Here is a 14,848-nt window from a genome sequence, read left to right on the forward strand (position 1 = left end):
TATGAAAATACTATTTATTTCTATGCCTTCTATTCATGTCATTCGTTGGCTAGAAAATCTGAAAGATACTTCTCTTGATTTGTACTGGTTCGATGTGTTAAGTAGAGGAAAACTAGATACTTTTGATAATGTAAAACAGTTTGTAGATTGGGAAAAGCGAAAGTTACCATATATACGAGGAGAGTATTTTTTAAGTAAAAAGTTACCAGAAGTTTACGAAAAAGTCAAGCCCATATTTGAAGTAACAACAAATGAAGCTTTGGAAAAGATAATTTTAGAAATACAACCTGATGTTGTTCATAGTTTTGAATTGCATTATTGTTCATTTTCAGTATTAAAAACAATGAAAAAATTTCCAGATATCAAATGGATTTATTCTTGTTGGGGTAGTGATATTTTTAGACATCAAGTTTTAAAAAGTGATATTCAAAAAATAAGGGAAGTTCTACAGCAGGTTGATTTTTTAATAACTGACTGTGAAAGAGATTTCAATTTAGCAACACAATATGGTTTCAAAGGTTTGTTTCTTGGAGTTGTTCCAGGTGGAGGTGGATACAATATAAAAGATATTGGAGCCTATTTTCAAGATATTGAATCTAGAAAGTTAATTTTAATCAAGGGTAATCATAGTGAAACAGGGAGGGCAATTTTTGTATTAAAAGCAATAAAAAAAATAATGCATTTGTTAGATGATTACGAAATTTATATATTTTCAATTAGCAATCAAACAATTGAATTTATTGAAGCACATTCAGAAATAAAAGCGAAGATTAAAATGTTGGAAAGAATCAATCAATCAGAACTTTTTAATTATTTTGGCAAAGCATTTTTATATATTGGAAATAATTATTCAGACGGACTGCCAAATACATTGTTGGAGTCATTATTGTTGGGGGCAATTCCTTTACAGTCTAATCCAGGTAATGCGACCTCTGAACTTATCGGTAAAAGATATTTTGGTGAATTGATTGACAATCCTGAAAATTCAGATGAAATTGCTGAAAAAATTTTAAAACTTGTAAAAAATAAACAAATCTATGCCGATTTTGCAAAAACTAACCATTTTAAAGCAATTGAAGATTATAATTATGAAAAGGTTGGGAATTCAATATGTAATATCTATAATTTGCTGTAAATGAATCATTCTTTAGTTTCCATAATCATCCCATCATTCAATCGTGAGGGCCTTTTGAGCGAAGCACTCGATAGTGTTTTAGGTCAGACCTACGCCAACTGGGAGTGTATCGTTATCGATGATCGATCGACTGATGGAACAAATACCTTTCTCAGAGAATATTCAAAGAAAGATGGACGATTTATAATAATTTCTAAACCTGAAGAATTTAGGAGAGGGGCTAGTGTTTCAAGAAATTTAGGACTCCAAATAGCAAGAGGAGAATACATTCAGTTTTTAGATTCAGATGATATTTTATCAGATGATAAATTAGAAAAACAGATTTACACTTTAAAAAATGAGGATAAAAAAGTAATTTCTGTTTGTATAACCAGTAATTTTAAAGAAAAAAAGGATGCAGTTATTTTTGATTCGGACAGAAAAGATTTTCGTGATTTTAATAATCCTGAAGAATATTTTGGTGTAATTAGTGAGTTTGGAGGATACTATCCGCCAGAAAGTTTTTTAATAAGTAAAGAATTAATTGATTTTTCAGGGCATTGGAATGAGAATTTGACTTTAAATGACGATGGGGAATTTTTTTTCAGGATAATTCACAACTCCAATAAAATTCTTTTTAATAATGATACTTTTGTACGTCACAGACAAAATACAGGGGATAATTTAAGTATGCTCAATTCCTTTCAAAAAGCAAACAGTCTTTTAAACAGTTGGAAAATTATTGAAATATTGTACAATACAAAATACAATGCATCAAATTCTAAATATTTAGATAAAAAGAAATGGGCCGTTTACAATGAATTAAAAAGAACCTATCCAATATTAATCAAAGAAAATAAGTTGTTTTTTTTCAATCAAAAAAAGAGAGATAATTTTTTGTTCAAACTTGATAAATTAAAAAAAAGAGTCAATTTAAGATTAAAAAACATTTTTAAATATTAAATGCGAGTAGGCTTCAATCCACATAAAGACAAACCACAATCAGCATCTGGGTATTTACATCAGGTCATCATTCCTGTTTACATTCCAAATGAAGAAGATTATTTTAAGGATAGTTTTAAAATATTTCAACTATGTTTAGAATCCGTATTCTCAACTGTACACTCTAAAACGTTTATCACAATAGTCAATAATGGGAGTGGATATTTCGTGAAGGAATATTTGGATGAATTGTTGAAGAAAAACAGAATTCACGAAGTGATTCATAACCAAAATATTGGCAAACTAAACGCCATTCTGAAAGGTTTAGTTGGTAACACTATAGAACTGGTTACCATTACAGATGCAGATGTTCTGTTCCAACCCAATTGGCAAAGGGAAACGACTAATGTTTTTCAACAATTACCCAAAGTGGGTGTGGTGGGAATAGTTCCTCAATTTAAAATGTATGAAAGTAATTGTGGGAATGTACTTTTTGATAATTTTTTTAATCCAAATTTAAAATTTCTTCCAGTTCTAAATCCAAGTGCTTTAATCCGGTTTTATGATAGTATTGGCTGGGACAGGAATTATAATCAAGACTATTTAGAATATAATTTAGGTCTAGAAATAAACAAAGATTTTAAAGTTTTAATTGGTTCAGGTCATTTTGTAGCAACCTACAAAAAGGATATTTTTGAAGAAATTCCATCTTATTTAGGTTACAAATTAGGAGGAAATAGTGAAAAGTATTTAGATGGGGCACCTCTTAAAAAAGGATATTGGCGAGTTACTACTAATGATAACTATGCCTATCATATGGGGAATACTTATGAGGAGTGGATGAAAACAGATACTAAGCAAAATTACGATGGACAATTCCTAAGTTCTAATTTTAATAAAAATACTAGTCTAATTAGTGCTAGTTACTTTATAAAAAACAGGCTTTTTATAAAATTTATTTCCATAAAGTGGTTAGTCAATTTATTTCTAAAATGGAAAAAATTACCGAAAGAAATGATTGAAAAGTATTAAATATTATGAAAAATAAAAATACTTTTTCTTTCCTCATCACTACTAAAAATCGAAAAACCGATTTGGCTTTTACTTTGGATAAAATCAAATATCTTTTAAAAGACAATAGTGTGGAATGCGTAGTTTTCGATGATGGTTCTACTGATGGTACTTATGCTTATGTAAAAAAAAACTTTCCCAAAATTCAACTGCGCAGCAATGCCGTTTCCAAAGGCTATATTTTTTGCAGGAACAAAATGCTCAATGAAACTAAGGCTGATTATGCCATTTCTTTAGATGATGATGCTCATTTTCTTACCGAGAATGCATTGGAAATCATCCGCAACCATTTTGAGGAAAATGCCCATTGTGGTTTGCTAGCTTTGCGCATTTTCTGGGGACTCCAAGAACCTTTTTCCAAATTCTCTAACGAAAAACCCCATCGAGTCCAAGATTTTGTGGGTTGTGCCCATGTCTGGAGGATGAAAACTTGGCGAACCCTACCCAATTATCCTGAATGGTTTGTTTTTTATGGTGAAGAAAACTTTGCTTCCTATCATTTATTCAAAAAGAACTGGCAAATCCATTACCTTCCTGAAGTCTTGGTACATCATCGAGTAGACGTGAGATCTCGAAGAAAGGATGCAGATTATACGATTCGGTTGCGACGTTCTTTACGTTCGGGTTGGTATTTGTTTTTCTTATTTTATCCCATTGCTGTTATCCCAAGAAAAATGGCGTATTCGCTTTGGATGCAATTCAAGCTTAAAGTTTTCAAAGGCGATTTTAAAGCCTTGCAAGCGATACTTTTGGCCTTGTTTGATTTAGTTTTAAATATTCCAAGAATCCTGAAAAATAGTAATCGGTTGACATTGAAAGAATATATTGAGTACAGCCAACTTCCTGAAGCTAAAATTTATTGGCAACCGGGGAAATAGGTATTACATTTTAAACCGCACAAATTGAAAATTACGTTTTCAATTTGTGCGGTTTTTTTTATTTACGCTGTTATATCATTGTAAATAAGGTATTTAATAGGTTGAATAAAAATAAATAACCCCATAGTTATCAATGTTGATGGGCTAAAAAGAGAGAAACTATTTGTTGATATCGTTTTTTGATTGCTGCATTTTGACTTCAATTTTCAGGTAGTTTATAATTGTTAGGTTTCTAAACTAAATTAAAATAATAAGCGAGATGCAAATAAAAATTGCTAAGTACTGATTAAATTATTATTTGTAATATCCGTTTTTAATGGCCTTTTTCGATAGCTTTGTATTTGCGAAATTACTGTATAAATGTAACTCCATCACATTATGTCAATATCTTATAAAATGGTTCTAAAAAAGCAATCTTTGGTAACTCCACCTACCGAAAAATACTATCCTTGTGCAATTCATGAGGGTATGGATGACTTAGATAGTCTGTCGAAGAGAATAGCCTTAAATTCAAATATCAGTAAAGCAGATTGCTACAGGATTGTCATGTCATTGACAAAAGAGATCGAAGAATCATTGGCTATGGGGCGTGTGGTTCATATTATGACACTGGGTTCTTTTAAAATTAACATTCATGGAAAAGGAGTTGACAGCCCAGAGGATTCAACCAAAGCCGAAATTACAGGGGCTAAGATAATATACAATCCTTCCCCAAATATGAATGAAACTCTCGGTCAGTTGACTTACAAAAGAATAAAGTAAAATCTACCTACAAGTGTAATCATTTGAAACGATGTTTGATTGCTTTCAAAACTGCCACTTTGATTAGTTTTTGGTACTTGAATACGACTGTCTTTTTTTAGGGTAGCTTGGGGAACTATGGCAATACGTTGGCTTCATAAAAATTTAAATAATTTGAAATACGGCAACGGTACCCTGGAATCGTATTAAAAAAAATAAAAACTTGTCACAGTTTATGAACAAAAATTTGTTCATGAGGAAAATTAATTTTATTTTTAACCATTGTTAACGAGTAACTGTAATTGCTCGAGGTCTTACAATAATTAACTTGCTCAAGAAAACGGGGTCCTACCAGTTATTTTTGGGCTTTTTTTATGGTTTTAGATGGATAAAAAGGATGATTATTTAAGAATTTTATGATAAATATAAGCTCTATTTGTAATCCGAAGCCATTTTTTTAAGCTAAAATTGTCTTTTGATGTTTAAAAAACCAAATTTTTTTATATTTTTTTGTGCTTTTAATCCATTTTCAGAAAGTCAATGTGAAAAAATCATCTGGTCAAGACGGAATAAAAGTCTCGTCAAGCTGGGGCAAAAGTCTTGTCAGGACGAAATGAAGGGTATTTTTGTTAAAAAACTAAAAAAAAAGACCCCGAGTAACTGTAATTACTCGAGGTCTTACAATAATCAGTTACTACTGATTACGGGGTCCTAACCAGCTTTTTTGAATGATAATCCATTCAACATAGTGCGCAAATTTTTTCCTGGACGGAAAAGTATGCGACTCTTGACAATGTTAGTCGATGAAACTTCGGTTGCGGTATCTTTTCCTTCTGAACTAATGCCCACCTGAAAATTACCTAGTCTACCCAGTTTAACAATTCGACCTTGCCCCAATTCTCCAATGATGTTATGCTCCAAAGAGAGCAAAACGGCATAACAGTCAGTGGCCGTGACTGTGCATTGGTAGGAAATCAACTCTGCGAGTCTATCCAAATCGACATCACCGTCTGCGATTGCAGCGGCATAAAATTTTTCGGGAGCAGTGGTGTCCCGAGGGTTCTTTCTAGGAAGAACTTTGTACTTAACAGCCATAGTTTCTAGCGTATTAATTTTGTATTTAATTATTTGCCTTAGTATACGGATTAATAGTATCTAACTGACATTTACAAATATACAATCGCTTAGCTTTATATAATAGCCAAACTTATTCACAATTGGCTTGAGTTTTTAACAAATGTAAGATTACATGGTTTTTTTTATATAATATATAAAATGTTGAAAATTAACAACTTAGTAAATGTGATTTTAATTCGTCCTGACGAACTTAAAAATCAGAAAACTTTTTATTTAAAAAACAAGTTTTTTTATTAAAATAAACAGTAGTTACAAACAAAGCCTGTTTTTTAAAATAGCGAGCTGAATATAAAATTTAGTATATCCCAAAACTTTGGTATTATGATTTTGACACTCAATTTTAAAAATAAATTCATAGCTCTTCAGAAAAATAAGTATTTTTACCATCAGCAAAAATTAAAATGAAAACTATAGCCATAATTCCCGCTCGCGGAGGATCCAAGCGATTGCCCAACAAGAATATTTTGTCTTTGGGAGGAGTTCCCTTAATAGTGCACAGTATTTTATATGCCCAGAAAAACAAAGCCATTATTGACGAAATCTATGTTTCCACGGATGATGAAACGATTAAGAAAATAGCTCTTGAATATGGAGTTCAAGTGATTGATAGACCTGAATATTTGTCTGGGGATTTGGAGCCTACTGTTTCGGCTTTGAGACACGTTTTAGAAAGCTTGGATTTTGAAGTGGAAAATGTAATTTTATTACAACCCACCAATCCACTGCGAGAAGAAAAATTATTAAAAGATGCTTTTGAGGTTTATCAAAAAGGAAATTTCGACAGCTTATTTACCGTAAGCAGGAGCCATCATAAGTTGGGTAAAATAAATGACAATACCTTTATTCCTTTCAATTATGAAATTGGGCAACGCAGTCAAGATTTAGACCCTTTGTATTTTGAAAATGGATTATTGTATATTAGCAAAGCTCCTTTGATTTTACAAGAAATCATTATTTCAGAAACGGCCTATCCTTTGGAAGTAAATTCGAATTTTGCCAATGTTGATATAGATACTCAAGACGATTTGGATTATGCGGAATATTTATGGGATAAATTTTCTTTCAAGAAACAACACACCCCCAACCCCTCTCAAGAGGGGAGTTAGGAGTGCCGTCAATTATATATGTACAGATTAGATTTATTGTTTAACGACAAAACACGAATGATAGCAGGGTTTTATTCCCCTCTTGAGAGGGGCTAGGGGTGTGTCAATTATACATGTACAGATTAGATTTATTGTTTAACGACAAAACACTAATGATAGCAGGGCATTATTCCCCTCTCGAGAGGGGAGTTAGGAGTGCCGTCAATTATACATGTACAGATTGGATTTATTGTTTAATGACAAAACACTAATGATAGCAGGGTTTTATTCCCCTCTTGAGAGGGGCTAGGGGTGTGTCAATTATATATGTACAGATTGGATTTATTGTTTAACGACAAAACACGAATGATAGCAGGGCATTATTCCCCTCTTGAGAGGGGCTAGGGGTGTGTCAATTATACATGTACAGATTGGATTTATTGTTTAACGACAAAACACGAATGATAGCAGGGTTTTATTCCCCTCTCGAGAGGGGCTAGGGGTGTGTCAATTATATATGTACAGATTGGATTTATTGTTTAACGATAAAACACGAATGATAGCAGGGTTTTATTCCCCTCTCGAGAGGGGCTAGGGGTGTGTAAAATGGCAATTAAAACAAACAAATTACCTAAATACTGAATCATATTCCCTCTTGAAATCGGAGATTCAACGACTCCAAAACAAATATAAACTGGAGTTATAGAACTTGTCCCTTTTTTTGAACGGGAGGTTAGGGATGTGTCCTTAAAATTTGAATATAAAAAAGATGAAAAATCCATACATAGAAATAGCCGGAAGAAAAATAGGACTTGATTTTCCACCTTTGGTCATTGCCGAAATCGGCATTAATCATGAAGGCTCTTTAAAGGTCGCCAAAGAAATGGTCGATGCAGCACACAGAGCAGGAGTGGAAGTGGTCAAACACCAAACCCATATTGTAGCAGATGAAATGAGTGGTGCCGCCAAAAAGGTAATTCCGGGCAACTCCGATGTTTCAATTTATGAAATTATGGAGCGTTGTGCGCTCAATGAAGTTGATGAACTGGAATTAAAAAACTATGTCGAGACTAAAGGGATGATTTTCATATCTACCCCTTTTTCCCGTGCTGCCGCCAATCGATTGCAAAGTTTTGATATTCCTGCCTATAAAATTGGTTCCGGAGAATGCAACAATTATCCCTTACTGGAACATATTGCTTCTTTTGGCAAACCCATTATTTTAAGTACTGGGATGAATACCATTGAAAGCATACGTAAAGCGGTAGCTGTTTTTGACGAACATAAAATTCCCGTTGCCTTGTTACACACTACTAATTTGTATCCAACACCTATTTCTTTGGTACGATTGGGAGCCATGACAGCCATGCATGAAGCGTTCCCTAATAAAGTTTTCGGGTTGAGTGATCATACCCTGAACAACAATGCCTGTTTGGGTGCAGTGGCTTTAGGGGCAAGTATCTTAGAACGCCATTTTACAGACCATCTGGAGCGAACTGGTCCGGATATTGTGTGCAGTATGGACGAACAAGCTACTGCAGCATTAATTGTCAGTTCCAATGAAATCTGGCAAATGCGTGGTGGTACGAAAGAGCCTGCCCAAGAAGAGCAAGTTACCATTGATTTTGCTTTTGCTACAGTTTGTACCATTGCTCCAATAAAAAAAGGAGAACTATTTACAAAAGAAAATATTTGGGTAAAACGTCCTGGAACCGGGGAGATATTGGCGGAGCATTTTGAAGGTGTTTTGGGTAAAATAGCCATCAGGGATGTGGCAAATGATGAGCAGTTGGGGTGGGAGGACTTTAAATAACACACCCCCAACCCTATAACTCTAATTTAGTTTTAGTTTTGGAATCGTTGATTCTTCGATTTCAAGAGGGAAGCTAGGAGTGTAAATAATTGCGAATCTATAATTAAAGGGGTTATTTAAATACTAAAAAATTTATGTAAGCAGGATTAAGTTCTCCTCTTGAGAGGGGTTAGGGGGTGTGTAAAAACTAATTAAATGAATCATAAATATATTTTTCGCATCTTTGAACTTATTGAGAAAAAAAGAGCAAGTATTCAAAAATGAAAAGAATCCTATTCCTCACCGGAACCCGTGCCGATTTTGGCAAAATAAAATCACTGATCCAAATTTTGGAACAACAGCAAGGATTTGAAGTCTTTGTATTTGTCACGGGCATGCACTTACAAAAAGAATATGGTTATACCTTGATCGAAATAGAAAGATGTAATTTCAGTAACGTACATACTTTTGAAAACCACACCCATGAAACTACCATGGATTTGACTTTGGCCAAAACCATAGAAGGATTATCGACTTATGTAAAAAGCATCAGTCCTGATATGATTATTGTACATGGAGATCGGGTCGAAACCTTGGCAGGTGCCATTGTGGGTTCGTTGAATAATATTTTAGTGGCGCATATCGAAGGTGGCGAAATCTCGGGTACTGTTGATGAATTAATTCGCCACAGTGTGAGTAAACTGAGTCACATACATTTTGTTTCCAATGCGGAAGCTGCCAAGCGACTGAAGCAAATGGGCGAAATAAAATCTTCTATTTTTACTATTGGTTCTCCTGACATTGATAGTATGTTTTCGTCAGAATTGCCTAGTTTAGAAATAGTCCAAGACTATTACCAAATCCCTTTTGATGCGTATGCCATTGTCATGTTTCATCCCGTTACTACTGAAGCCGCAGCCATGCAAAAGTATTCAGAAGATTTTATAAAGGCTTTAGTAAACGACACCCACAATTTTGTGGTTATTTATCCCAATAATGATTTAGGAAGTCAATGTATCATTGAAGCATACAAAAAACTGAAAGACAATTCGCGATTCCGGATTTTTCCTTCGTTACGCTTTGAATATTTTTTGACCCTGTTGAAAAACAGTCAGTTCATCATAGGCAACAGTAGTGCCGGAATTCGGGAAGCCCCTTATTATGGTATTCCCATTATTAACATTGGCACGAGGCAACAAAACAGAGCTATACATTCCGATATATTGAATGTAGATTATAGTATTACAAGTATTGCTATTGCATTAAAAAAAATAGATGAGCACAAAGTAAACAATACAAAGCCTGATTTTGGGGAAGGAAATAGTGCTCAATTATTTTTTGAATCAATAAAAAATAAGAATATTTGGACTATTAATCATCAAAAACAATTTAGAGACATCAAAAACAATTAGAATTTTAAAGAGTTGGCCATAGAAAATTAGTATTCATTAGGCAGTTAAAAATAAAACAATCCATAAGATTAAAAAGATTAAATTTATATTATGCAATGATAACATATTCTAAACTTGGTATTAAAGGAAATCTTGGTAATCAAATGTTTCAAATTGCTTCAACAATTGGGATTGCAGAAAAGAATGGACAGGGCTATTTTTTTCCCAATTGGAATTATTCAAAATATTTTGATTATGACTTGCCCATTTCTCATAAAAACGAAAATTTCAAAATAATAAAAGAAGTAAAACATAATTACCACGAATGGAATTTAGCAAATGGAGATTATGATATTGAGGGATGGTTGCAGTCTGAAAAGTATTTTAATTGTGAAAAAACAAAAAAAATCTTTAAATTGAAGAATGCATTATTCAAAGAATTGTATCCTAAATATGATTTTTTATTTTCAAAAAAAACAATTTTAATTTCTGTTAGAAGAGGTGATTTTGTAAATAACCCTAATTTTTTTCAATTATCATACAAATATTATTTGGGGGCAATAATAAATAATTTTCCAGATTGGAATAATAGAAATTTAATTTTCACAAGCGATGATATTGATTATTGTAAATACCATTTTTCATTTTTAAAAAACGCATTTTTTTTAAAAGATTTGACACCTTTAGAACAGTTGGCGATAGGAATAAAATTTGATGATTTTGTAATTAGTAATTCGACTTTTTCATGGTGGATCGCTTGGTTAGGGGAAAAAAAAGATTCCAAAATAATACATCCAATAAAAAGTTTTAGAGGTCTTTTTGGCATTCAGAACGATGATTCAGATTTTTTCCCTTCAAGGTGGATTTCTTTCAATGATAGTTTATTTAAATTAGAAAAGAAATATTTTATTTTGAATATAAAAGGGAATGTTTATTCTTTATTTGTAAATCTAAAATTTGAGTATTTAAGTTTAAAGAAAAAGAGTAAAAATTTTATAAAAGGTGGATTAGTGTTTTTACATTTGCGTAAAGACTGATAACCTAAATTTTAAAAATTAGGGTATAAATACTTTATTAAATCGAATTTCATTAAAATTCTAAAACAAAAAGAACTTTCTTTGTAACATTAGTCCCCATGTTTATTGAAAAAATAGGTACTAAGTATTAATTTCATTAACTTTTATCGTAATGATTCCTGAAATAAATATAATTATTCCCTTATATAATGAAGAGAAAGTTTTCCCGTTGTTAATATCGAGGATTACGGCATTATTAAACCAAAGCCAATTGGCTATAATGGTGATTCTGGTGGATGACGGCAGTACTGATGCTACATCGCTCTTGATGAAGCAGCTTTCAATAGAAGACGAACGATTTTCAAGTATAATTTTGTCTCGAAATTTTGGACATCAATTGGCTTTGACTGCCGCTTTGACCATGGTCAATGCCTCGGAAGCGGTGCTAATTATTGATGGTGATTTGCAAGATCCTCCCGAATTGCTGGGCGACATGTATTTGTTGTACAAAGAGGGAAATGATGTGGTTTATGCTGTAAGGGAGTCCAGAAAAGAAGGTTTCTTTAAGGTGGGATTTTACAAATTATTTTACCGTATGTTGCAAAAAATAGCCTCGATAGATATTCCTTTAGACTCGGGTGATTTTTCACTTTTAAGTCGCAGAGTTGTTAATGTTTTTAATGCCATGCCGGAAGAAAGTCGATATTTGAGAGGGATGAGAAGTTGGGTGGGTTTTAAGCAAATAGGATACAAATACAGTCGCCCGGATCGTCAAGCTGGAAATACGCAATATACTTTCAGACATCTTTTACGATTGGCGATGAATGGCATCTTTAATTTCAGTGAATTTCCCATTAAATTTATTACTTTCATGGGCGTTTCCACGATGTCGATAGGTGTCATTTATTTTATAATAACATTGATTAAGCGATTTTCGAGCGATTATGTGCCAGACGGATTTACAGCCATCGTTTTTTTGATTATTCTGTTCGGCGGGGTTCAGCTTATTTCAATTGGCATTATTGGAGAATATTTAATTCGCGTTTTTTTTCAAGTAAAAAAGCGTCCTTTGTTCATTATTAAGGAATTAATTGTCGATAAAAAGGAAATTAAGAATAATGATAGTACTTCGAGACTATTTTAATAAAATAAGTTATTCAATGAATTGGCTTTATCAGAAAGGAAACAAGATTTAATATAAATGAAAAAGCTAGGAATAGTTATAACGGATGGGGTAGGTTTTCGCAATTTTATCATGAGTGAATTCATTTTGGAAGCTACAAATCAGTTTGATGCCATCACCATCTATTCGGGTTTGCCGATAAGTGCTTTCCATTCCATTTCGAAAAATAATATAGACATCAAAGAATTGGATGTTTTTGTAGAAGGAAAGGCAACCTGGTTTTTCAGAAAATGGAAAGAAGTCGCACATTTGCAAAAGCATCAGTCTTTTTATGGAATGAAAGATAATCTAATTGTTGGTTATCCTAAAAATAATTCGGCAAGAGCGCTATTGGTAAAGTTGATTTATTTTTGCACTCGATTTGTCCATTCGGATGTTAGTATTTTATTAGCTGAAAAATTGCAGTTTCTCTCTTTTTCTAAAAATAAAATCGCCCAATCCTATTTTCGAATATTAGAAGAGGACAAACCCTCTCACGTCTTTTTCACCCACCAAAGACCCCCTTTTTTAGCCCCTTTTTTATATGCAGCACAACAATTAAAGATAACCACAAGCACTTTTATTTTCAGTTGGGATAATCTGGCTTCCAAAGGAAGGATGTTAGGGGCTTTTGATTGTTTCTTGGTATGGAGTCATTTGATGAAAGCCGAGTTGGTACATTTTTACCCTATGGTAAAAAGCGAAAAGGTAAAAGTTGTGGGAACTCCTCAGTTTGAGCCTTATGTAATGTCAAAATACAAAACCACAGCCGAAGCATTTTATACCAAATTCCAATTGGATTCTCGTTTAAAAACCATTTGCTACAGCTGTGCCGATGTTTCCATTGGTTCCAACGATCCTATAGCTATTAGAGCCATTGCTGATGGTATTCGGAATAATTCCATAACCACGAAAGTACAATTGCTAGTGAGAACTTCTCCCGCTGAAGGCGATTCAAGATTCCATACGATTCGAGCGGAATACCCGGAGATCAAATGGAATGTTCCCAAATGGGTTTTGACCCGGGGAAACCACGCCGAAAGTTGGTCACAACGTGTGTCTTCGGAAGAGGATATAAAAGACTTACGATCCTTACTGGAATATGTCGATTTAAATGTTAATATGTGTTCGACGATGAGTTTGGATTTTATGTTGTTTGATAAACCTGTAATCAATACCGTTTTTGGGAATCCTGAAAATGGTTTGTATAATGACCAACGCTTTTTGAATTACGATCATTATAAAAAAGTGGTCGATAGTCAATCGGTGACCATTGCCAAAAATGAAACCGAGTTGATTGATCAAATCAATCAGGCATTAAGCCATCCAAAGGAAAGAACTTTACAAAGAAAGACAATGATAGATTTACAAATAAGCGAACCTTTAGAAGGTACCAGTAAAAGAATATCCAAAACATTATTTTATTTGAATGACTAATCCAACAAAAATAGCTGTCGTCTGCAATTATGCCTTGAATCCAAACCGCATTGGGGGAATGGATCGGTTTTATGTAGCTTATGACCAAAGAGCAAAAGAACTGGGCTATTCCATTGATTGGTATTTTTTGCAGTATGAACCCTTTGCTTTCTACTCGGGACTGACTATTTATAGTGCAAACCACCAAAATGTGGAATCCTTTTTCCTGGAAAAAGTAAAACAAGAGTATTTAAAATATGATATATTAGTCACTCATTTTTTGGCTTTGTGTACCTCTTTTTTCAAAAAAGCAAAAGCTTCGGGTATTCAACAAATCATCGCTGTCAATCACAATCCAAGACCTCTGGAAGGTTTTTCGCTTTTTAAAATCATAAAAAATAAAATGAAAGGAGTTTTGTATTCCCAATACATTGATCAATTTATTGGTGTTTCTAATTACACCCGAAAGCAGATTCTAAAGGATTATGGTTTTTTTCTGGACAATAAAACGTCTGTGATTTATAATGGGATTGCTACTTCAGTTTTCGTAAAACGAACTCAAGAAAATAGTAATACGTTTGTAATAAGTTCGCATTTGCGCCATTCTAAAGGAATTCAGGATTTGATAAAAGCAGTTTCCGTCTTGGAGGATGCTATCAAAAATCAGATTCAAATTGATGTGTATGGTGAAGGGCCGTACGAAACCGAATTAGTCAAATTAACCCAAAAGGATAATCTAGAAGGTGTTATCCATTTTAAAGGAGGTTCTTCCCAACTCAATGAATTATTGTCCCAGTATAGGTATTTGTTACAGCCTACTTATATGGAGTGTTTCAGTCTTTCCATTTTAGAAAGTCTGGCAGCTAATGTGCCCGTAATCACGACGACTGTAGGGGGTAATCTTGAAATTATTACAAATGGTAAAAATGGATTTATCTTTGAACCCAAAGATTATTTGGCTTTGGCTGATATCCTGAAAAATATAGTATTAGGAAATTTAAAAATCGACAAAGACGTCAGCCTGCGAATTGAATCCGATTTCAATTTGGACAAGATGGTGGAGGGACATATTCAATTATTAGTGAATAGTGAGAAGTGACCCT

The 14,848-nt window shown here is 33.3% G+C and carries 13 protein-coding genes; 12 read left to right on the plus strand and 1 reads right to left on the minus strand.

Annotated features, from left to right (window positions below; translation table 11 throughout):
* The first annotated feature begins 1 nt into the window (after window position 1).
* From IR213_RS06470 to IR213_RS06490, 5 genes are all read left to right on the plus strand, one after another.
* Window positions 2-1,135: a glycosyltransferase gene (locus IR213_RS06470; RefSeq protein WP_194311490.1), complete on the plus strand. Its 1,134-nt coding sequence runs from the start codon at window positions 2-4 to the stop codon at window positions 1,133-1,135.
* The gene (locus IR213_RS06475; RefSeq protein ID WP_194311491.1) at window positions 1,136-2,077 is read left to right on the plus strand and encodes a glycosyltransferase family 2 protein; all 942 of its coding nucleotides are present in this window, start codon (window positions 1,136-1,138) and stop codon (window positions 2,075-2,077) included.
* The gene (locus tag IR213_RS06480) at window positions 2,078-3,088 is read left to right on the plus strand and encodes a glycosyltransferase family A protein (protein ID WP_194311492.1); all 1,011 of its coding nucleotides are present in this window, start codon (window positions 2,078-2,080) and stop codon (window positions 3,086-3,088) included.
* A 5-nt stretch (window positions 3,089-3,093) separates the two neighbouring features.
* On the plus strand, window positions 3,094-4,005 hold the full coding sequence (locus tag IR213_RS06485) for a glycosyltransferase family 2 protein (protein WP_194311493.1): 912 nt from the start codon (window positions 3,094-3,096) through the stop codon (window positions 4,003-4,005).
* 378 nt (window positions 4,006-4,383) lie between these two features.
* Entirely contained in the window at window positions 4,384-4,767 is a 384-nt protein-coding gene (locus IR213_RS06490; protein WP_194311494.1) for an HU family DNA-binding protein, read from the plus strand.
* Window positions 4,768-5,457: 690 nt separating this feature from the next.
* Here the strand turns inward: IR213_RS06490 and IR213_RS06495 are convergent.
* Window positions 5,458-5,841 (minus strand): HU family DNA-binding protein, encoded by a 384-nt coding sequence (locus tag IR213_RS06495; RefSeq protein ID WP_194311495.1) that lies wholly within the window; start codon window positions 5,839-5,841, stop codon window positions 5,458-5,460.
* Window positions 5,842-6,284: 443 nt separating this feature from the next.
* Here IR213_RS06495 and IR213_RS06500 point away from each other — a divergent pair, with 443 nt between their 5' ends.
* The 7 genes from IR213_RS06500 to IR213_RS06530 all read left to right on the plus strand — a co-directional run bounded on the left by IR213_RS06500 (window position 6,285) and on the right by IR213_RS06530 (window position 14,844).
* Window positions 6,285-6,989, plus strand: coding sequence for an acylneuraminate cytidylyltransferase family protein (locus IR213_RS06500; protein ID WP_194311496.1), 705 nt, complete (start codon window positions 6,285-6,287; stop codon window positions 6,987-6,989).
* 748 nt (window positions 6,990-7,737) lie between these two features.
* Entirely contained in the window at window positions 7,738-8,781 is a 1,044-nt protein-coding gene (locus tag IR213_RS06505) for an N-acetylneuraminate synthase family protein (RefSeq protein ID WP_194311497.1), read from the plus strand.
* A 260-nt stretch (window positions 8,782-9,041) separates the two neighbouring features.
* The gene (gene neuC, locus IR213_RS06510) at window positions 9,042-10,172 is read left to right on the plus strand and encodes a UDP-N-acetylglucosamine 2-epimerase (RefSeq protein WP_194311498.1); all 1,131 of its coding nucleotides are present in this window, start codon (window positions 9,042-9,044) and stop codon (window positions 10,170-10,172) included.
* Window positions 10,173-10,267: 95 nt separating this feature from the next.
* Window positions 10,268-11,188 carry an alpha-1,2-fucosyltransferase gene (locus tag IR213_RS06515; RefSeq protein WP_194311499.1) on the plus strand — a complete coding sequence of 307 codons (921 nt, stop codon included), beginning with the start codon at window positions 10,268-10,270 and terminating at the stop codon, window positions 11,186-11,188.
* A gap of 151 nt (window positions 11,189-11,339) precedes the next feature.
* A complete protein-coding gene (locus IR213_RS06520; RefSeq protein WP_194311500.1) occupies window positions 11,340-12,311 on the plus strand; it encodes a glycosyltransferase family 2 protein in 972 nt (323 codons plus the stop codon).
* Window positions 12,312-12,368: 57 nt separating this feature from the next.
* A complete protein-coding gene (locus tag IR213_RS06525; RefSeq protein ID WP_194311501.1) occupies window positions 12,369-13,766 on the plus strand; it encodes a CDP-glycerol glycerophosphotransferase family protein in 1,398 nt (465 codons plus the stop codon).
* Window positions 13,759-14,844 (plus strand): glycosyltransferase family 4 protein, encoded by a 1,086-nt coding sequence (locus IR213_RS06530; RefSeq protein WP_194311502.1) that lies wholly within the window; start codon window positions 13,759-13,761, stop codon window positions 14,842-14,844. The genes IR213_RS06525 and IR213_RS06530 overlap by 8 nt, the downstream gene beginning before the upstream one ends.
* Window positions 14,845-14,848: the final 4 nt, after the last annotated feature.

The sequence above is a fragment of the Flavobacterium soyangense genome, assembly GCF_015277675.1.
In the GTDB taxonomy this organism is placed as follows: Bacteria; Bacteroidota; Bacteroidia; order Flavobacteriales; family Flavobacteriaceae; genus Flavobacterium; species Flavobacterium soyangense.